Source organism: Flavobacterium sp. GP15 (genome assembly GCF_014281985.1).
In the GTDB taxonomy this organism is placed as follows: domain Bacteria; phylum Bacteroidota; class Bacteroidia; order Flavobacteriales; family Flavobacteriaceae; genus Flavobacterium; species Flavobacterium pygoscelis.
Window position 1 is genome coordinate 147,504 of record NZ_JACFTC010000001.1, and the last position, 21,093, is coordinate 168,596.

A 21,093-nucleotide genomic window follows, 5' to 3' on the forward strand; every position below is an offset into this window, starting at 1 on the left:
TTAATATTTTCTACTGATTTGTTTTCTTTTGAATTTCATCTAAAATAAAAAGGTAGTCTTCTTGATTTTTAACGAAATCCCTATCGGAAACATCAATTATCAAAACGTTCAGTTCCGTTTGAGATTTTATATAATCCAAATACCCATTGTTAATCTTATCCAGATAATCTGCAGGTATTTCTTGTTCGTAACTTCGTCCTCTTTTTTTTATGTTTTGAAGCAAACGCTCTGAATTTTGATATAAATAAACATACAAATCGGGCTTTGGCATTTCTTTATAGATGATATCAAATAGATTGCGATACAAGCGATACTCATCATCAGCCAAGGTAATTTTAGCAAAAATTAGCGATTTAAAAATATGATAATCTGCAACTATAAAGTCTTTAAACAAATCAAATTGAGCTAAATCATCTGATAATTGTTGGTATCGATCTGCTAAGAATGACATTTCTAAAGGAAAAGCGTATCGGTTTTGATCTTTATAAAATTTAGGCAAAAAAGGGTTATCCGCAAAACGTTCTAAAACAGTTTTTGCATTAAAATCCTCTGCAATTTTAGTAGTTAAAGTTGTTTTTCCCGCTCCGATATTCCCTTCAAAAGCAACATAATTAAATTGCTCTAAAGGAATATTTCCCAAAGGGCTTTTTAAATTTTGAACTATTTTACATTCACTTTCATCAAGAGAAAATTCTAATAATTCTACAATATTTTTTTTAAAAATAGGATGCTTCCAATCTAGATTTAAATCCTGAATTGGCAATAGAACAAATTTCCTATCTTGCATCAAAGGATGCGGAATTTGTAATTTTTCAGAATTAATTATTGCTTCATCAAATGCAATAATATCAACATCAATAATTCTAGATTGATATCCTGGAACTACGCCACGAACTCTTCCCAACTTTTTTTCTACTTTTAGAACTTGCGACAAAATTTTAGAAGCAGAACTTGTTGTATGCATCATTAAAGCACAATTGTAAAAAGCATCACTATCAAAACCCCAAGAAGGACTTTCGTATAACTTAGAAACCTTAATTACAGTTCCTATTTCTTGATGAATTAATGCTATACAGTTCTCAATAGTTTCCAGTCGATTGCCCTGATTACTCCCTAGCGATAAAATGACCTGATGTTGTGATTTCATATTAACCGCAAATTAACTAAAACAAATTTAGATAAGTCGCATCTTTATAAAGCTTGTTAATAACTAATTTTAGAATTATAACCTTTAAATTTGTAACATATTAAGCGCATCGAATACTTATTAAAAAAACACAAATATGAAATTTTTAGGAAATGTATTAGCGACCATCATAGGGATTTTTGTATTCTTTATGTTGTTCTTCTTTGGAATACTACTTATTGGAGCCGCTTTTGGTGGCGAATCGGAAGTTGTTACTGTAAAAAGCAACTCCGTAATCGAATTGAATTTAGACAGAATACAAAATGACTATGCAGGAAAATATAAAGATCCTTGGGTCACTATCTTTTCAGATAACAAAAAAATAGGATTAACGGATATCATTAATTCAATTGAAAAAGCAAAAACAGATACTGATATCAAAGGAATATCTATCTTAAATGACAATTCATCCTTAGGAATGGCACAAAGCAAAGCACTTAGAGATGCGCTAGAAAGCTTTAAAAAATCTGGAAAATTTGTAATGGCTTATGCTAATTCTTATTCACAAAAAGAATATTACTTAAACTCTGTTGCCAATACAATTTACATAAATCCTGTAGGCGATATGGATTTTAAAGGTCTCTCAGCAGAAATTATGTTTTTCAAAGACTTTCAAGAAAAATCTGGCCTTAAAATGGAAGTTATTCGTCATGGAAAATACAAAAGCGCAGTAGAACCCTTTTTAGAAAATAAAATGAGTGATGCCAATAGAGAACAAACTACAGCATTACTAAATTCAGTTTGGAGTTCTGTCGTTTCTGATATTTCTAAAAGCAGAAACATTTCAGTTACCAAATTGAATGAAATTGCAAATGGACTTTTGGCTCGAACACCAGAAATGGCAAAGGCAGAAAAACTAGTTGACATTATCGCTTATGAAGACGTGTACCACAGCGCTATCAAAAAAGCATTGAAAGTTGCTGAAAATGAAGACTACAACAAAGTAAACATAACCGATTATGCTCAAAAAATAGCCACAACAGCTCAGTCTTTTGACAGTAAGGATGAAATTGCAATTATTTACGCACAAGGAGAAATTATGAGTGGCGAAGGTGATGTAAACGTTATTGGCGAGGGTTCTATGCGTCGTTCTTTACAACAAGCCAGAAAAAATAAAAATGTTAAAGCAATTGTACTCCGTATTGATAGTCCAGGAGGAAGTGCATTGACTTCTGATTTGATTTGGAGAGAAATAGAATTAACCAAGAAAGTAAAACCAATAGTGGTTTCGATGGGTAATTATGCTGCTTCTGGCGGATATTATATTGCATGTAATGCAAATACCATTTTTGCAGAGGCAAACACAATAACAGGTTCTATTGGTGTTTTTGGTGTTCTTCCTAACTTTACTGCATTGGCAACTAAAATAGGAATCAACACTGAACAAGTTAAAACGCATGAAAATGCGGCAAATTATAGTCCATTTGTCCCTATTGACGAAAATTTTAAAGCAGTGACATTAGAAGGTGTAGAACACATTTACAAAACTTTTGTAACGCATGTTGCAGAAGGTAGAAAAATGACATTTGGCCAAGTAGATGCTATTGCACAAGGTAGAGTTTGGACAGGTTCCGAAGCGTTAAAAATTGGTTTGGTAGATAAAATTGGCGGACTAAATGATGCTATTGCAAAAGCGGCCTCTTTAGCTAAAATCACCAAATATAGCACTCAAAATTATCCAGAGTATCAGAAAAATTTGGATGATTTATTGGCTAATTTGCCTTTTGCTACCTCCAAAGCAACTTTTATAAAAGAAGAAATTGGAGAAGAGAATTATCGTATTTTACAAGAAATTAAAAGATTGCAAACCAGATCAGGAGTTCAGGCTATAATGCCTTTTGGAATTAACATCAATTAATTTTTTATACTACTTACTACAATCCGTTTGAAAGAAATTTTAAACGGATTTTTTTATTTTAATTTTAGCCCTATCAAGCAAGAGTCGATATAATACTAATGCAATAGACACTAGTAAATTATAATTACTATTTTTGCTACAATTACATACATTATTATTGCCTTATAAATTTAAACAAAACTAAATTATGTTAAAAACAATATTAAAAGTTATTGGCGCCTTCATCATACTTTTTCTGATTGCTTTATTTACTATTCCTTATTTTTTTCAGGATCAGATAAAAGCAAAAATTGCTGAAGCTATCAACGAAAAAGTTGATGCAAAAGTTAGCTTTTCGGATGTAGATTTAAGCTTAATAAAAAATTTCCCTGGTGCTAATGTTACCATCAGCAAATTGGCAATTATAAACAAAGCCCCTTTTGAAGGTGACACACTAGTATCATTAGGCGAGCTTAATTTAAAAATGTCTATTAAAGAATTATTTAAAGATAAAAAAGAAGCGATTAATATTGATGGAATTTCATCAAAAAACGGATTAATCAATATCATTTTCAATAAAGAGGGAATTGGTAATTTTGATATTGCTCTAAAAAATAAAGAGACAAAAGACGAAGGGAAAAGCGATCCTTTATTATTGAAAATTAAAGATTACAAAGTAGAAAATTTTCAATTTCGCTATTTTGATGAAACATCCAAAATAAAAATGGTTATTGATAGTTTGAATCATCAAGGAAATGGAGATTTTGCTTCGCAGAAATTAGATTTAGTCACTAAATCAACTGCAAAAGTTTCTTTAGACATGGACAAAGTCAACTACATGAAAAATGTCGCCTTAACCCTAGATGCAGTTTTAGGCATTGATTTAGAGAAAAGTAAATATACTTTTAAAGAAAATAAAGCGCTTATTAATCAGTTGCCTTTGCAATTTGACGGTTTCATTCAAATGGTAGAAGCGGGTCAAGTTTATGATTTGAAATTTAAGACTCCAACTTCTTCATTCAAAAACTTCTTAGGAGTAATTCCTGCGGCTTATTCTGCCAGTTTAGACAATGTAAAAACAACAGGTGATTTTACCGTTGTAGGATTTGCAAAAGGATTGTATTCTGATACAAGTGTACCAAAATTCAATATTGATATTAATTCCAAAAACGCCTCATTTAAATATCCTGACTTACCAAAAACAGTAGAAAATATAATTATTGATACTAAAATCATAAATGAAACAGGAATTCTAAATGACACTTACGTAAACATTGGTCAGCTATCTTTTAGAATAGACCAAGATGTTTTTAATGCAAAAGCAAAAATTACAAATGTTACGCAGAACGCAATCGTTGATGCTGCATTAAAAGGAACCATAAACTTGGCTAATTTAACAAAAGCGTATCCTGTTAAATTAGACAAACCTTTATCTGGAATTTTAAAAGCCGATGTTACGACTAAATTTGATATGGAATCGGTTGAGAAAAGTCAATATCAAAACATTAATAATGCGGGAACAATGAGCTTATCTGGTTTTAAATACGCAGATGAGAACGGAAAAACCATGAATATTAGTACTGCGTTGGTTCAATTTAACCCAAGTCAAGTTAACTTGAAACAATTTGATGCCACTACTGGAAAAAGCGACATTAGTGTAACAGGAATTTTAGAGAATTTCTATGGTTTTATATTCAGAAACCAAGAATTAAAAGGAAATTTCTTTATGAACTCGAAACAATTAGCTGTTGATGATTTTATGACCAAAGGAGAAGAGTCTAAAACAGATTCTAAAAAAGCAGAAGCAATGAAAATTCCTGCTTTCTTAAATTGTACGCTTACCGCAAAAGCGACTACGGTTTTATATGACAATTTAACACTGAAAGATGTTTCTGGAAAACTGATCGTAAAAGATGAAAAAGTAACTTTAGAAAACGTAAAAACTTCCATATTTGGTGGTACAATCGGTTTGAGCGGAGACGTTTCGACTAAAGGAAAAATTCCGACTTTCGACATGAATTTGAATTTGAATCAAGTGGATATTGCTCAGACTTTTACTCAACTAGATATGTTGAAAAAAATAGCACCAATTGCAGGAATTGTTAATGGAAAATTAAATTCGACCATTAAATTAAATGGAAATCTTGATGCAACTGAGTTTACACCTGATTTAAAAAGTATAACTGGTGATTTATTAGGGCAACTACTTTCTACCACTGTAAACTCTAGCAATTCAACTTTATTGACAGCATTGAGTTCTAATATTAAATTTATTGATGTAAGTAAAATTAACTTGAATGACATCAAAGCTGCTATTACTTTCAAAGATGGAAAAGTAAATGTAAAACCTTTTGACATCAAATATCAAGATATAAAAGCAACAATAGGCGGAACACATGGCTTTGACCAAACTATGAATTATAATTTAAAGTTTGATGTTCCTGCAAAATATTTAGGATCTGAGGTAAATGCTTTAATCGCAAAATTAGCACCAGCAGATGCAGCAAAAATAGAAAGCTTTCCTGTAACCGCCATATTAGTAGGTAATTTTACAAATCCCAAGATTACAACCGACATTAACAGTGCAGTAACTAAACTTACAACACAATTAGTGAATCAGCAAAAGGATCGTTTAGTAAAACAAGGAACCTCAGCACTGACAGATTTGTTAAATAAAAATAAAAAACCTGGAGACACCGTTAAAACAGTTATTCCGGCAACAAAAGAGGAAGTAAAAGCAAAAGTAAATGAAGAGGTAAAAAAGAAAGCAGCCGATGTATTGAATGGTTTTTTCAATAAAAAGAAAAAAGTAGCCGATACAACAAAGGTGAATTAAAAATTGAGTTATTTTAAAAAAGGCTAAAAAGTAAATTACTTTTTAGCCTTTTTTTTATACGTTTATGTTTACAATATATCCTTCTGAACTACGAACATTGAATACAGTTCCGTCATCAAAAATTAAATACTGCCCTTTTATACCTTTTAATTTTCCTTGAAATTGTGGTGTTTTATCTAAACTTAAACTAGCCACTTTCGTTGGATATTCTAAAACAGGATAATGCATTTCATACAGATCATTTTTTTGACTAAAGAAATATTCTTGCACTTCTGTTGGAATTAATTTTTCTAACTTCAATCTTTCTGCAATCAAATCTACATGTTCTACTGAATTAGTTAGCATTTTTCTCCAATTCGTTTTATCGGCATAATGATTCTTCAAGGCTACTTCTGTAATTCCAGCCAAATATCGATTGGGAACTTCAACAATAGAAATCGCCTCATTAGCTCCTTGATCAATCCATCGTGTTGGCATTTGAGTTTTTCTAGTTACCCCTACTTTCACTTCACTTGACAAAGCTAAATAGACAATGTGTGGCTGCAACTGTACTTTCTCTTCATAGGCTAAATCTCTGTCGGCAATACCCAAATGAGCAGTGCTTAATTCCGGTTTCATAATCCAATCTCCAACCGAAGCACTTGAATAAAAGCAATCGTAGCAAAAACCTTGGCGAAATATTTTTTTCTTTTTACCACAATTCAAACATTGGTAACCCACAAAGTTAATCTCTATATTTTTATCCAATAATTGATTAACATTTAGAAAACTATTTTCGAAAACCAAGTAATATTGTATTGGATTTCCAAATTCGGTTTGCATTTTGGTTAGAACACCTTCGTAAGTCATTGCGATTATTTATAGTTGTTGAATGAAAGTAAACTTATGATTTAAACTCACTTTGTAGAACACAATATGTTCTTTTGTAATTATAATATTCAATCTTTAGTACAATATAGAAGTGTTTTTTATAAAAAAACACTATTTTTGATACTTTGACAAAGTTAGTATTTGTCAATCGATATTCAAATCTTAAATTAACAATCGTTACTCTAAAATCAGAAATCTAAATGCCACTAACCATAATCAATTCGTTTGCTTCTTGGGTTCTCAAACAACGAATCCATCAAATCGAACTTTTCTTGAAATACCCAAATGAAGTTCAAGAAGAATTACTTATGAATTTAGTGCAGTCCTCAAAAAACACGATAATTGGTAAAAAATACGATTATACTTCTATCAATTCCTACGCTACTTTTGCAGCTCGAATTCCAATTTCTTGTTATGAAGAATTACAACCGTTGATAGAAAGAACGCGTCAAGGAGAACAAAATGTTTTTTGGGAAGAGCCGATAAAATGGTTTGCGAAGTCTAGCGGAACTACCAATGCCAAAAGCAAATTTATTCCGGTAAGCAACAAAGCATTAGAAGAGTGCCATTATAAAGGAAGTAAAGATTTATTGTGTTTGTATTTAAATAACAACGAAGATTCTTCACTTTTTACTGGTAAAAGTTTACGCTTAGGCGGAAGCTCACAGATTTACGAAGACAATGATACTTTTTTTGGTGATTTATCGGCGATTTTAATTGAAAACATGCCAATTTGGGCAGAATTCAGTAGCACACCAAGTAATAAAATTTCGTTGATGAGCGAATGGGAATCTAAAATCGCTGCCATTATAAATGAAACCAAAAATGAAAATGTAACTAGTTTTGCCGGTGTTCCTTCTTGGATGTTAGTTTTAATGAATAAAATGCTAGAGGAAACGGGCAAAGGAAATTTACTTGAAATTTGGCCTAATCTAGAAGTATATTTTCATGGAGGAGTAAATTTCGAACCATACCGAGAACAATATCAAAAAATATTACCTAAAAAAGATTTCAAATACTACGAAATATACAATGCCTCCGAAGGTTTTTTTGCCATTCAAGATGTAAACAATTCTAGTGATTTATTGTTAATGTTGGACTATGGAATATTTTATGAATTTATTCCGATGGACACATTTGGAACACCCAACCAAAAAGTAATTCGATTAGCAGACGTAGAATTATTCAAAAATTACGCTTTAGTAATTACTACTAATTCTGGATTATGGCGTTATTTAATAGGCGATACCGTTCGTTTCACTTCATTAAACCCATATCGCATTCGGGTTACGGGTAGAACCAAACATCACATTAATGTTTTTGGCGAAGAATTAATGGTCGAAAACACCGATCAGGCTATTGCCAAAGCGTGCCGATTGACTAATATACAAGTTGTTGATTATACTGTAGCACCCGTATTTATGGAAGGTAAAGAAAAAGGCGCTCACGAATGGATGATTGAATTTAAAGAAAACCCACAAGACCTAACTAATTTTCAAAAAATATTAGACGAAGCGATACAATCTCTAAACTCTGATTACGAAGCCAAAAGACACAATAATATGACGCTAAATCCGCTAATAATAAATGTAGCACGCAAACATTTATTTTACGACTGGCTGAAAGATCACAATAAACTGGGCGGACAACACAAAATCCCTAGATTGTCTAATCATAGAGATTATTTGGAACAGTTAAAAAATATGCAATTTAGTATCGTAGTTTAAATTTATAGATTTATAAAGGAAAATTCACTGATTGGTTTGATTACTTTTTTTATACATTACTCCATCATATCAATATGTCGGTCATGGTATCCTAAAAGATATAGAACACCATCCAATCCTAAGCTTGAAATAGAACTTCCTGCTTTTTCTTTAACGGATGGTTTTGCATGAAAAGCAATTCCTAACCCAGCTAAACTTAACATTGGTAAATCATTAGCGCCATCTCCTACTGCTATCGTTTGATTAATATGTATCCCTTCTTTATCTGCAATAGCTTGCAAATATTCGGCTTTCTTTTTGCCATCTACAATTTCGCCGAGATAATTCCCTGTCAATTTACCATCAATAATTTCGAGTTCGTTTGCGTGAACATAATCGATTCCTAATTCCTTCTGTAAGTATTTTCCAAAAAACGTAAAACCACCAGATAAAATAGCCGTTTTATAACCGTAATATTTCAAGGCTTTCATCAAGCGATGCGCTCCTTTTGTGATTGGTAAATTTTCTGCAACATTTTGCAATACATCTTCGCTTAGCCCCTTTAATAAAGCCATACGCTGTTTAAAACTTTCACTAAAATCTATTTCGCCGTTCATAGCTGCTTCGGTGATCGCACGAACTTGTTCTCCTACACCTGCTAATTCTGCTAATTCATCTATAACTTCAGTTTGTATCAAAGTAGAATCCATATCGAAACAAACTAAACGTCGGTTTCTACGATACATATTATCTTCCTGAAAAGAAATATCAACGTTCAGCGTTCGTGAAATTTCCATAAAACTAGCCGTCATAAAAGTTTTATCTACTATTGTACCGGTTACGGAAAGTTGAATACAAGAACGAGGAAATTCTTCTTTTTCAACAATAGAAACCCGACCTGTTAATCTTTTAATGGCATCAATATTTAACTTTTGATTGGACAAAATTCTTGTCACAGCCGCCAATTGAACAGCAGTAAGTGTTTCTCCCAAAACATTGATGCTGTAACGTTGTTGTCGTTGCCCTTTTACCCAAATTTCATAATCAGCAATAGAGATCGGAATAAACTTCACTTTGACTTCCAATTCATAAGCTTTAAATAACAAATCTTTCAATACAGGCGCAGAAGTGGATTCCGCTTTTATTTCAAATAAAATCCCTAAAGAAAGTGTGTCATGAATATCAGCTTGACCAATATCTAAAATTATTGCATCATAGTTAGCCAACACAGAGGTTAATCCTGCCGTTACACCTAATTTATCTTGACCAGAAACTTTTAATAAAATGACCTCTTTATCTTCTACTTTCATCCTGCATTATTTTGATTATGAAGTAACAAAAATCGGCATTCTAATCATGATAAAAAAAAATAATGCTTCTTTTTAGACACAATAACAAATAGTGTAAAATTGACACAAAAAAACCCGCTCAATGAAATGAACGGGCTAGTCTTTTTATCAAATATGCAATTTTTAAGAGGCAATCTCTAATCGCTTCAATAAATTTTTATTTAATGTTTCTTGTGCATACTTCACATCAATTTCTAATGTTTTATCATCAGAACTTGGCAATTCATACATCGCATCGGTTAAGATTGCTTCGCATAAAGAACGCAATCCACGAGCTCCTAATTTGTATTCTAATGCTTTATCTACAATAAAATCTAACGCTTCATCAGTGATCGTGAAAACAACTTCATCCATCAAGAATAACTTTTCGTATTGTTTGATTAACGCATTTTTAGGTTGTGTCAAAATTGCTCTCAACGTTTCTCTATCTAATGGATCCATGTGCGTTAACACTGGCAAACGACCAATAATCTCAGGAATCAATCCAAAATCTTTAATGTCTTTTGGAATAATATATTGCAACAAATTGTCTTTATCAATATTATCTACATTTTTTGATGTAGAATAACCAACAGCCTGACGATTCAATCGTTTAGAAATAATTCTTTCTATACCATCAAAAGCACCACCGGCAATAAACAAAATGTTCTGCGTATTGACCTCAACGAATTTTTGATCTGGATGTTTACGACCTCCTTTTGGCGGTACGTTTACAACAGTTCCTTCTAATAATTTCAGTAAAGCTTGTTGCACTCCTTCTCCTGAAACATCACGTGTTATTGATGGATTATCACTCTTACGGGCAATTTTATCAATTTCATCAATAAATACGATTCCTCTTTCGGCTTTGGCCACATCATAATCAGCTGCCTGCAAAAGACGAGTCAAAATACTTTCGACATCTTCTCCCACATAACCTGCTTCGGTAAGCACTGTTGCATCAACAATTGCCAACGGAACGTCAAGCATTTTAGCAATAGTCTTCGCTACTAATGTTTTTCCTGTTCCCGTTTGTCCCACCATGATGATGTTACTTTTTTCAATCTCTACTTCGTCATCTAATTGCTGTTGCATCAAACGTTTATAGTGATTGTAAACCGCAACCGACATTACTTTTTTAGTTTGATCTTGACCAATTACGTATTGATCTAAGAACGCTCTAATTTCTTTAGGTTTTTTCAAAATCAAATCACCAACAGATTTTGAACTTCCGCCAGATTTTAATTCTTCTAAAACAATTCCGTGTGCCTGTTCGATACATTTATCACAAATATGCGCATTGATTCCAGCAATCAGCAAGCTGGTTTCTGGTTTCTTTCTCGCACAAAACGAACATTCTAATACTGCTTTTGCCATTCTTTTAAGTCTAAAGCCATAAAGTCATAAAGTCAAAAGTCATTCGCATTGCTCCTGACTTTAGACTTTAGACTTTCGACTATATTTTTACTTTCTTATTAAAACCTCATCAATCATTCCGTATGCTTTTGCTTCTTCAGCAATCATCCAATAATCACGTTCACTATCTAAATGAACTTTATCAAAAGTTTGTCCTGAATGTTGAGAAATGATATGGTACAATTCATCTTTCAATTTCAACATTTCACGTAAGTTGATTTCCATATCAGTAGCAACTCCTTGTGCTCCTCCTGATGGTTGGTGAATCATAACTCTTGAATGTGGCAATGCCGAACGTTTTCCTGCTGCTCCTGCACATAGTAAAACCGCACCCATAGAAGCTGCCATTCCTGTACAAATGGTTGCTACATCTGGTTTGATGTATTGCATCGTGTCATAAATTCCTAAACCAGCGTAAACACTTCCTCCTGGAGAGTTCAAATAAATTTGAATATCCTTTGAAGCATCAGCGCTTTCAAGAAACAATAATTGTGCTTGAACGATGTTTGCAATTTGGTCGTCAATTCCTGTTCCTAGGAAAATAATACGGTCCATCATTAATCTTGAGAAAACGTCTAATTGTGAAATATTCAATTGACGTTCTTCTATAATATAAGGAGTCATATTAGTTGGTGGAGTCATTGCACCTACGATTTTATCGTAATACATTGAGTTCACTCCTTGGTGCTTTGTAGCAAATTTTTTAAATTCTTTACCGTAGTTCATTTATATAAGTTTAAAAGTTTGAATGTCTTAAAGTCAAAAAACATAACGCAAAGGTCGTACCTTTTTATAGTTAATGTCAATATGTCTCGTTTTTAGCCCAGGTAGCAGTGAAAAGCTTTTTGAAATCGTGTTGCTTTTTTTCTTGCATGAAAAGAGCGACTGAAAGAAGCTCCTTTTCTTGCTTAGAAAAAAGCAAACCCGATGAAAAAACTTGCAACGGATAACTGGATTAGCTCCTGACAGTATTATAAATAAAAAGAGCGCCAAAAAATATTTATTTTGACGCTCAAATATACTTATTATTTAGAAATTATTCTCCGTATGAAGCGGCAATAAATTCTTCATAAGTCACTTCTTTAGTTGTTGGATTTGCTTTTTCTTTAAATAAGTCAAGCATTTTCTCTCCTACCACTTGGTCAGAAAGTCTTTTTACTTCGTCTTGGTTAGACAACACTCTAGCCACAATTCCTTGAACTTCTTCGTCCGTTGGATTTGTTTGACCAAATTGAGCCATTTGTTGACGGATATTTTTTGTAGTGAATGATTTTAAGTCTTCAAAAGTAACTTTGATTTCGTTTGTAGCCATTGCTCTACCTTCGATCAACTGAAAACGCAATCCTCTTTCCGATCTTGCATATTCTACTTCAGCTTCCTCAGGAGACAATTTTTTCTCCCCTACTGTTTGCAACCATTTTTTTAAGAATTCAGCTGGTAAATCAAATTTCGTGCTTTCGATCAAGAAATCTTGAACATCAGCTAATAATTTTTGGTCTGCTTGTTGCGCGAATTGAGTTTCAGCATCTTCTTTGATTTTAGCTTTCAACTCCTCTAATGTAGCTACATTTCCAGCTCCAAACAATTTATCGAACAACTCTTGGTTTAATTCTGCCAATTCTGAACCGTTGATTGCTTCGATTGTAAAATCTACATCAACAGCAATTGTATGCACGTCATCATGACCAATTTTCATTACGTCCATCAATTGATGTGCGTCTTCAAACAAACCATTTGTATTTACAGTCACAACGTCACCAACTTTTTTACCGATGAATTTATCAGCAGTCGCTTTGTCTTTGAACATATCCAAAGAAATAGTCGTTGCATTGTTGATTCCAGCTTCTTCGTTTGCGAAAGTTCCCGTAATATCTGAATCTGCCACCACAACTTCTTGAGGAATTGCAGTACCAAATTGTTTTTGGATACGTGCTACTTGACCGTCAATCAATTTATCGTCAGCTTTAACTACATATTTTACAATGTCGTTTTTACCTTCAAGATCCAAAGTAAAGTTAGGAACCAATCCAATTTCGAATTCAAAAACCAATTCTTCAGCATCCCAAGAAAAGTTCTCGTTTACTTTAGGAAGTGGAGTTCCAAGAAGGTTTAATCTTTCTGATTGCACAAAACGCTCCAAAGCTAAGTCAACCACTTTTTGAACTTCTTCTTGTTTGATTGCTTTTCCGTATTGTTTTTCAACAAGATCTTTAGGCACAGCCCCTTTTCTAAATCCTTTAACGGTTGCCAAAGGCATTTTTTCGTTTATTCTTTTTGCTACTTGACCTTTGTAATCCATGTGAACTACAGTCATTACAATTGTCTCGTTTACAGCGTCTATTGCTACTCTTTTGATATCCATCTTCTTCTTTAATTTATTATTATAAATTCGGACTGCAAAATTATAAAATTTTTACAAGTTCCACAAGCTTTTTACTACTGAACCTTATGAGCGGATTCTGAGGTTAAAAATCTAAAATATGTACTGTGTTTTGGGCGTGTCCCACCTTCGTTCCTCTACGGTGAGTCAGGCTTTTCGTTGCAATCTTTTTAATCATTGCGCTGGCGCTGCATGATAAAAAAGGATTTTAAATGCAAACGAAGTTCACTGAATACCAAAAAAAATAGAATTTAATGAAGTAATCCTTCACGCGGGTTGTGTGTGGAAATGTGATATATCACAAAACTGAATTGGCTGTATATGAGAATAGAAAAATATATTTCTTTAAGATTAAATAGTATATTTGATTTCAAAGTTTAATTTTAAAAATGAACAACAAAAAATTTAGTTTTACTAATGGAAATAAGCGCTAAAATAGAATTTGCATTGAAAAAGTTAGAAACTCAAGAAAGCAGAATTTTAAAATTAGGCGAAATCATGCATCCTGGAGTTACCTACCCAGTAGATCTTCTTGCAAATACAGTAATGGATAGGTCATTACAATTAATATTTGGATTCACCACTCTAATTAGGAGCCAAAATTACATAGCTGCATGCCATTTAGTTAGACCTCATTTGGATAATATTATTAGATTTTCAGCTACATGGTTAGTAGAAAACCCACAGCAATTTGCATTGGACATTATTGACGGACGTCAAATTGATAAAATTAAAGATCGTGATGGAAATTTACTAAAGGATTGGTATTTAAAAAACAAACTAAACGATGAGTTTCCATGGGTTGAAAACATGTATAAACAAACTTCAGGATTTATTCACTTAAGTAATAAACATTTTTATTCGGGATTAAAGATAAAAGACATAAAAGAGCGAACTATAGAATTTAAAATAAGTAAGAATGATGTGTATATCACTGATGATTTAAGACTTGAGGCGATAATGGGAATGAATGAAATTACAGATATATTATGTGATTTTATAGAAGGCTGGATTCACACTAAAAAAACCTGTTAATGTTTTTTTAGTTGCTAGCATTGCAAAGCTAGCGTGAGCATCCCGATCATGCCGAATTAAACGATAATTACTTCCTGTCGCGAAAACATAAACTTAAAGTAAGATAAATGCTTTTTATATAAAATTTATAAAAATACCATTTCTTTAAATTACAAGTATAAATCTATTAGAAATTATTCACTTTCGAAATAGAAATCAAATTAATCTAATATAGTTTAAGAGTGGGACGCTTACAATAGCACTAAATATTGTAGTAAAATAATAATTAAAAAAGCTGTTTTTTGGTCATTTCAACAAACAAGAGAACAAACAAAGATTCTTCCTTCGTCAGAATGACAAAGTTGGAGGGTTAAAACCTCAACTAAATAACTTTGGTTTCAGCGGCACGCTCGCAGTAACTAAAACTTATAAAATATAATCATCTTCGATTTTGAAAAAGAAATAAAAAAATAAATTAAATTCGATTTTGAAAAAAAGTTGACTGAATTTCCCGCTACTTTTAAAAATCTAAAAAAATGGAACAGAAATACAGTATAAAAAACGGCGAAATAATATTTGATGAAATTTAATATTAAGCTTCGGGATAAAATGCTCAACTTTAAAACAAACACCAAACAAGATTTATTTAAACTATTAAAAAGGTATATTTGGTAAAATCGTAATGAATGCGGAAAACCAAAGGTTTCTATTTGTATAATTTAAAGTCTCAAGCTTGTTTTGCTGGGATTTAGAATTTCAAAGATTCCATAAAAACAAATCCATGAAGATCACTGCTCTATTTAAAGAATTTTACGAAAGCGAAAAAGCAGGAGGTGTTATTTTACTTTTTGTGACCATTATTTCTCTTGCCTTAGCCAACTCTCCTATTCAATCTAGTTATATTGCCTTTTGGGAATTTGACATAGGCGGTCACAGCATTACGCATTGGATAAATGATGCGTTAATGGCGGTATTCTTTTTGCTAATTGGTTTAGAATTAGAACGCGAAATCTACAAAGGAGAACTCTCTGATATAAAAAACGCTTCTTTTCCTCTTATTGGAGCCATGGGAGGTTTTATCATTCCGGCATGTATTTTTCTTCTATTCAACTTTGGTACTGCAACACAAGCTGGAGCAGGAATCCCAATGGCTACCGATATTGCATTCGCTATTGGAATTCTTTCTTTATTAGGCAACAGAGTTCCGCTATCATTAAAAATATTCTTGACTGCATTAGCCGTAATCGATGACTTAATTGCTATTATCGTTATCGCAATATTTTACACAAAAACGATTATCTGGACAAACTTATTATTGTCTCTAGCAGTGTTTGCAGTTTTAGTACTACTCAACCGACTTAAGGTTAAAAACCTAATTCCTTATCTCGTTGGAGGAGTTGTAATTTGGTATTTTATGTATAATTCTGGAGTTCACGCCACCATAACTGGAGTTTTACTAGCGTTTGCAATTCCGTTTGGTAATGGTGATAAAAAATCAACTTCTTATGTTTTGCAACATTTTTTACACAAACCGGTTGCCTTTATAATTCTACCGCTTTTTGCAATTGCTAATACCAGCATCGCTATTGGAGCTGATTGGCAAAATGGCTTAGGCGAATCAAACAGCATTGGTATTATTGCAGGCTTAATTTTAGGAAAGCCTATCGGAATTGTAGCTTTTGCTTTCACTGGAGCGTTAATTGGATTATGCAAACTACCAAAAGGACTGCAATGGAAAAATATTGTTGGTGTTGGTTTATTAGGAGGAATTGGATTTACGATGTCCATTTTCATTACTATTCTTGCCTATGATGATGTTGCCTTAATAAATAGTTCAAAAATTGCTATCATACTTGCATCGGTTACCGCAGGATTGCTAGGTTTTGTATTTTTAAAATTTACATTAAAACCTAAAAGAAAATCTAAAAAACTATCGGAACTTGAATAGCGTACTCACATTTAGTAAAATCGGAAAACATAAAAAAAGCCTCAAAATAAAATTATTTTGAGGCTTTTTTTTTAAAGAAAATAAAAATTAATTTAGTAGCCCGTAGCGGAATCGAACCGCTCTTACATGGATGAAAACCATGCGTCCTAACCGATAGACGAACGGGCCTTACTTTTCAATTCGAGTGCAAAAGTATAACTATTTTTCAGATTTGCAAAACCACATACCAAAACTAAAAACAGAAAACTATCTTTTTTTTTATTTCTAATTCATAATTAGCAATAAGAGTGAGTATTACATTCCTTTTTTTTAAAATATAATTTTACTATCTTTTAATACTATACATTCTTAGAAGTCGAAAACCTTATAATAAATCACAAAAAACGATTTTTAACCCAATAAATTTTCTGATTTTGGGGCAAAAATTAAAGAAAAAACTTTAATCCGTTTTAAAATCGTTGATCATAAATTTACATTTCTTCTTTATCAATTATAGAATTCAAATAAAAAAACTAATTTAGCTCGTGAAAATATTAATAACTCCTAAAAATAGATTTAAAATTAATTAGATTGAGAACGTATTTTAAATATATCATTTCACTATTTCTGACTTTTGCTCTGATTGTAAATGATTGTCCTTTAAATTCTCAAACCAATTCCGTAGATTATTATCAATTTTCGAATATAGTTATTTCAAAAGAATGGAACTTTGGTCGTTCTAAAACATACTTATTCAAGCAGAGAAATAGAGCTAAAAAAACTTCCTTTTTACATCTTATACTAAATCTACTTTTCAAAAAAATTCACAATTTCGAAACTCTACTAATCCTCAAAGTGCGAATTGTATCCTATCAAAATATAAGAGCTATCAAAGCGCAGCAGACCTTCTTGGTCAAAATAATTACTTCAAGTAATTCTGATTCTAGTTTATACATAGCTTAGAAATTTCTTTCTATGCCTTTATGCATTCTATGCATACCGACGATGCCAAATGTCTAATCATTTATCATTTACATGATGTATAAACAAAATAACAAATCACGTTTAGAAAAATCTAAACCCTTTATTCTTTGGACCAAAAGAAAAATTATGCTAATCATTACTGCTTTTATGATTGGAATGTCAAACGGAATGAATAAAGGAGATGAAATAACAATGAAAAATCAAAGTCAAACCGAACAACAACACAGAAAATATTGATTTCATTGCTATTAAACACCTAGCAAATCAATTAAAAAAAGTTCCTAAATCATTTTGATTTACAAACTAAAAAACTAAGGCTAACCAAAATAAGCTAGCCTTAGTTTTAACTAAAAATAAAATTATTTTCTTTTTCTATACAAGTGAGCTGCCGCTAATATTACGCCAGCAAAAATCAATATTGAAACCCACCAAAATAAGGGCAATCCAAAAAATGAATTTCCATCTGTAGTCACTTTTACTGTATCAATCATAATGCTATTTTTTACACAATTTACGCAATATTATTTAATTCAAATTAAACCAAACGAATTGTTATTTTAGTTCAAAAAGAAAAGTTTTAACACCAATATGAAATACAAATGACACAATGCAATTAGACTATATTGAAGATACTACAGATTTAGATGTCTATTTCAATTATAATAATACCTACAAGGTCCTAAAAAGACCTTGCAGGAAATTGAAGACTAAATTGATTGTAATGTACTTCATTAAATTATCATACTAACTAAAACGACTATAGCACTCCTAAATGGCACAACCTAATTAAACTTCATTGAAGATACTACATATTTAGATGTGTATTTCAATTGTAATAATACTTACAAGGTCCTAATAAGACCTTGCAGGAAATTGAAAACTAAATTAATTGTCATGTACTTCATTAAATTATTACAATAACGAAAAGAGTAAGGCACTCCTGCAAGGTTTTGAAAACCTTGTAGGTATTATTATTTATTAAAGTTAACAGCTAAAAATCACAAAAAGAATTAGGAGAAATCTGAAAACTAATTTAGTTAATAATTTAATCCTCTAATTATAAAAAAGCTTTTAAATAATACTACAACTTAACATTACGCAATCGCAACGCATTTGCTATTACCGAAACCGAACTAAAACTCATTGCCAACGCAGCAATCATTGGCGAAAGCAAAATTCCAAAAAATGGATATAAAACACCCGCAGCAATTGGAATACCAAGCACATTATAAAAGAACGCAAAAAATAAGTTCTGATTGATATTTTTCATCACCGCATGACTGAGATTTTTAGCTTTTACAATGCCTTGCAAATCACCTTTTACCAATGTTATTTTGGCGCTTTCTATCGCTACATCAGTTCCAGTTCCCATGGCGATTCCAATATCGGCTTGCGCCAAAGCTGGAGCGTCATTGATTCCGTCTCCCGCCATAGCCACAATTTTGCCTTCAGCTTGCAAACGTTTTATTTCATTTAATTTATCTTCTGGTAAACAACCCGCTTTAAAAGAGGTTAAATTCAACTCTTTTGCTACTGCTTTTGCTGTGTTTTTATTGTCACCAGTAAGCATAATCACTTCTACTCCTTGGCGTATTAATTCCTTTATTGCCGCTACACTTGTTGGTTTAATAGCATCTCGAATAGCAATAAAACCACAAGTCACACCGTCAACGCTAATATATGAAACAGTTTTTCCAAGTTTCTGTTCTGCTATAACTTTATTCTCTAAATCGACCGCTATTTCATTGCCAATCGTTTCCATCAAACTTCTATTTCCAAAAGCTACTTTTTTATTCGCTACAGTACCAACCACTCCTTTTCCTGAAATAGCTTGAAAATCTTGAACTTCTATTAATGCAATTTCTTTTAGTTCGGCAAACTTAACAACTGCTTGCGCTAAAGGATGCTCACTATATTTATTTAAAGAGGCGCAATTTTGCAATAGCTCGGCTTCGTTATGTTGCGTTGAAAAGACCTTCTCTACCGATGGTTTTCCTTCTGTGATTGTTCCTGTTTTATCGGTTATTAATACATTAACTTTGTTCATATTTTCTAAAGCTTCTGCATTTTTTATCAAAATACCAGAGTGTGCTCCTTTTCCAACACCTACCATTACAGACATTGGCGTAGCTAATCCCAATGCACAAGGACAAGCAATAATCAAAACAGCAATCGCATTTATAAATCCATAGACCAAAGCGGGTTCAGGACCAAAATTTGCCCAAACAATAAAAGTTATAATTGATGCTAGCACAACTGTAGGTACAAAATATTTTGCAATCTTGTCAGCTACTTTTTGAATAGGCGCTCTAGAACGACTGGCAGCATTTACCATTTGTACAATTTGCGAAAGCAGTGTTTCCGAACCCACTTTTTCAGCAATCATTACAAATGATTTATTTCCGTTGATGGTTCCCGCTACAACATCATCATTCACTTTTTTATCAACCGGAATGGGTTCACCCGAAATCATTGATTCGTCAATAGTACTTTCTCCGCTAGTAATTTTTCCGTCAACTGGAATTTTATCTCCAGGTTTTACACGCAGTAAATCTCCTTTTTTTATATCATGAATGGCTATTAATTTATCTACACCATTACTTACTATTGTGGCTTGCGTTGGTGCTAATTTCAAAAGTTCTTTTATCGCTCCACTCGTTCTACTGTGGGCTCTTGCTTCTAATAACTGACCTAATAAAACTAAGGTTAAAATAACTGTTGTAGCTTCAAAGTAAAGATGAACCGTCCCGTGATGCGTTTTAAATTCAGCTGGGAAAATTGCTGGAAAAAACAAACCGACTAAACTAAAAAGAAAAGCTACCCCTGATCCAATTCCTATTAGCGTAAACATATTTAGATTCCAAGTAACAATAGATTTCCATGCACGTACAAAAAACATCGAACAAGCATAAAAAACCACCGGAAGTGATAATATCAATTCTACCCAATTCCATGTTTGCGTATCCACAATTTTGTTCAATGGATTATTCGGAATCATATCTGACATTGAAATTATAAAAATAGGAATTGTAAACAGAAGCGAAATCTTCATTTTACGCCAAAGCTCATTATAGGCTTTATTTTCTTCACCATCTTTTGGTTCCATTGTCACTAAGTCCATTCCGCATATAGAACAATTTCCGGGATGATCTTGTATTATTTCGGGATGCATCGAGCAAGTAAACATGATTTTGGTTGCTTCTAAATCCGGAGCTTTTACCAAATCCATTCCACACACTGGACAATCGCCAGCATCATCATATACTTTTTCGCCCTCGCAAAACATGGGACAATAATATTTTCCTGCGGCATTTTTAGGAAGTTCAACAACCACTTCTTCTATTGGTAATTTTAAATCATTGGGATTAAAAACCTTTATGGAGTATTTTCCAGCAGCAGTAAGTACTTCTTGAAATTCAGAAGTTTGAATTGGTTTTTGCATGGTGATAGTAGCAATTGGCGGATCTAAAGTAACCGTTGCTTGTATTTCTTCCATTGCATTCAATGCTTTTTCGACTTTGTTTCTGCAACCATCGCAAAACATTCCAGTAATTGTATATTTATAGGTCATTATTTTATAGGATTTGATGTGGGAAGCAAAATTACCAT

General features: G+C 32.5%; 13 protein-coding genes and 1 tRNA gene. 5 read left to right on the forward strand and 9 right to left on the reverse strand.

Features of this window, described 5'->3' with window-relative positions; all coding sequences use genetic code 11:
- Positions 1-10: 10 nt before the first annotated feature.
- On the reverse strand, positions 11-1,147 hold the full coding sequence (gene folK, locus H2650_RS00695; RefSeq protein ID WP_188048838.1) for a 2-amino-4-hydroxy-6-hydroxymethyldihydropteridine diphosphokinase: 1,137 nt from the start codon (positions 1,145-1,147) through the stop codon (positions 11-13).
- A gap of 136 nt (positions 1,148-1,283) precedes the next feature.
- Here folK and sppA point away from each other — a divergent pair, with 136 nt between their 5' ends.
- On the forward strand, positions 1,284-3,044 hold the full coding sequence (gene sppA, locus H2650_RS00700) for a signal peptide peptidase SppA (protein WP_188048839.1): 1,761 nt from the start codon (positions 1,284-1,286) through the stop codon (positions 3,042-3,044).
- Positions 3,045-3,231: 187 nt separating this feature from the next.
- Positions 3,232-5,859 carry an AsmA-like C-terminal region-containing protein gene (locus H2650_RS00705; RefSeq protein ID WP_188048840.1) on the forward strand — a complete coding sequence of 876 codons (2,628 nt, stop codon included), beginning with the start codon at positions 3,232-3,234 and terminating at the stop codon, positions 5,857-5,859.
- A gap of 54 nt (positions 5,860-5,913) precedes the next feature.
- On the opposite strand, the gene H2650_RS00710 is transcribed toward H2650_RS00705, so the two are convergent.
- Positions 5,914-6,708, reverse strand: coding sequence for a DUF2797 domain-containing protein (locus H2650_RS00710; RefSeq protein ID WP_188048841.1), 795 nt, complete (start codon positions 6,706-6,708; stop codon positions 5,914-5,916).
- 221 nt (positions 6,709-6,929) lie between these two features.
- Here H2650_RS00710 and H2650_RS00715 point away from each other — a divergent pair, with 221 nt between their 5' ends.
- Positions 6,930-8,456 carry a GH3 auxin-responsive promoter family protein gene (locus H2650_RS00715; protein ID WP_188048842.1) on the forward strand — a complete coding sequence of 509 codons (1,527 nt, stop codon included), beginning with the start codon at positions 6,930-6,932 and terminating at the stop codon, positions 8,454-8,456.
- Positions 8,457-8,512: 56 nt separating this feature from the next.
- Here the strand turns inward: H2650_RS00715 and serB are convergent, their stop codons facing one another.
- The 4 genes from serB to H2650_RS00735 all read right to left on the reverse strand — a co-directional run bounded on the left by serB (position 8,513) and on the right by H2650_RS00735 (position 13,541).
- Positions 8,513-9,745, reverse strand: coding sequence for a phosphoserine phosphatase SerB (gene serB / locus H2650_RS00720; protein WP_188048843.1), 1,233 nt, complete (start codon positions 9,743-9,745; stop codon positions 8,513-8,515).
- A gap of 162 nt (positions 9,746-9,907) precedes the next feature.
- Positions 9,908-11,140, reverse strand: a complete 1,233-nt coding sequence (gene clpX, locus H2650_RS00725) for an ATP-dependent Clp protease ATP-binding subunit ClpX (RefSeq protein WP_188048844.1) — start codon at positions 11,138-11,140, stop codon at positions 9,908-9,910.
- An 87-nt stretch (positions 11,141-11,227) separates the two neighbouring features.
- On the reverse strand, positions 11,228-11,905 hold the full coding sequence (gene clpP, locus H2650_RS00730; RefSeq protein WP_188048845.1) for an ATP-dependent Clp endopeptidase proteolytic subunit ClpP: 678 nt from the start codon (positions 11,903-11,905) through the stop codon (positions 11,228-11,230).
- A 310-nt stretch (positions 11,906-12,215) separates the two neighbouring features.
- Positions 12,216-13,541 (reverse strand): trigger factor, encoded by a 1,326-nt coding sequence (locus H2650_RS00735; RefSeq protein ID WP_188048846.1) that lies wholly within the window; start codon positions 13,539-13,541, stop codon positions 12,216-12,218.
- 435 nt (positions 13,542-13,976) lie between these two features.
- On the opposite strand from H2650_RS00735, the gene H2650_RS00740 reads away from it, so the two are divergent.
- Positions 13,977-14,594, forward strand: coding sequence for a hypothetical protein (locus tag H2650_RS00740; protein WP_188048847.1), 618 nt, complete (start codon positions 13,977-13,979; stop codon positions 14,592-14,594).
- Positions 14,595-15,354: 760 nt separating this feature from the next.
- Complete coding sequence (gene nhaA, locus H2650_RS00745; RefSeq protein ID WP_188048848.1) at positions 15,355-16,521, forward strand: Na+/H+ antiporter NhaA; 1,167 nt, start codon at positions 15,355-15,357, stop codon at positions 16,519-16,521.
- Positions 16,522-16,617: 96 nt separating this feature from the next.
- Here nhaA and H2650_RS00750 read toward each other — a convergent pair.
- The 3 genes from H2650_RS00750 to H2650_RS00760 form a co-directional block, all read right to left on the reverse strand.
- Positions 16,618-16,689, reverse strand: a tRNA-Glu gene (locus H2650_RS00750).
- Positions 16,690-17,843: 1,154 nt separating this feature from the next.
- Positions 17,844-17,975 (reverse strand): hypothetical protein, encoded by a 132-nt coding sequence (locus H2650_RS15825; RefSeq protein WP_255462775.1) that lies wholly within the window; start codon positions 17,973-17,975, stop codon positions 17,844-17,846.
- 590 nt (positions 17,976-18,565) lie between these two features.
- Positions 18,566-21,055 carry a heavy metal translocating P-type ATPase gene (locus tag H2650_RS00760; protein WP_188048849.1) on the reverse strand — a complete coding sequence of 830 codons (2,490 nt, stop codon included), beginning with the start codon at positions 21,053-21,055 and terminating at the stop codon, positions 18,566-18,568.
- Between the last annotated feature and the right edge of the window lie 38 nt (positions 21,056-21,093).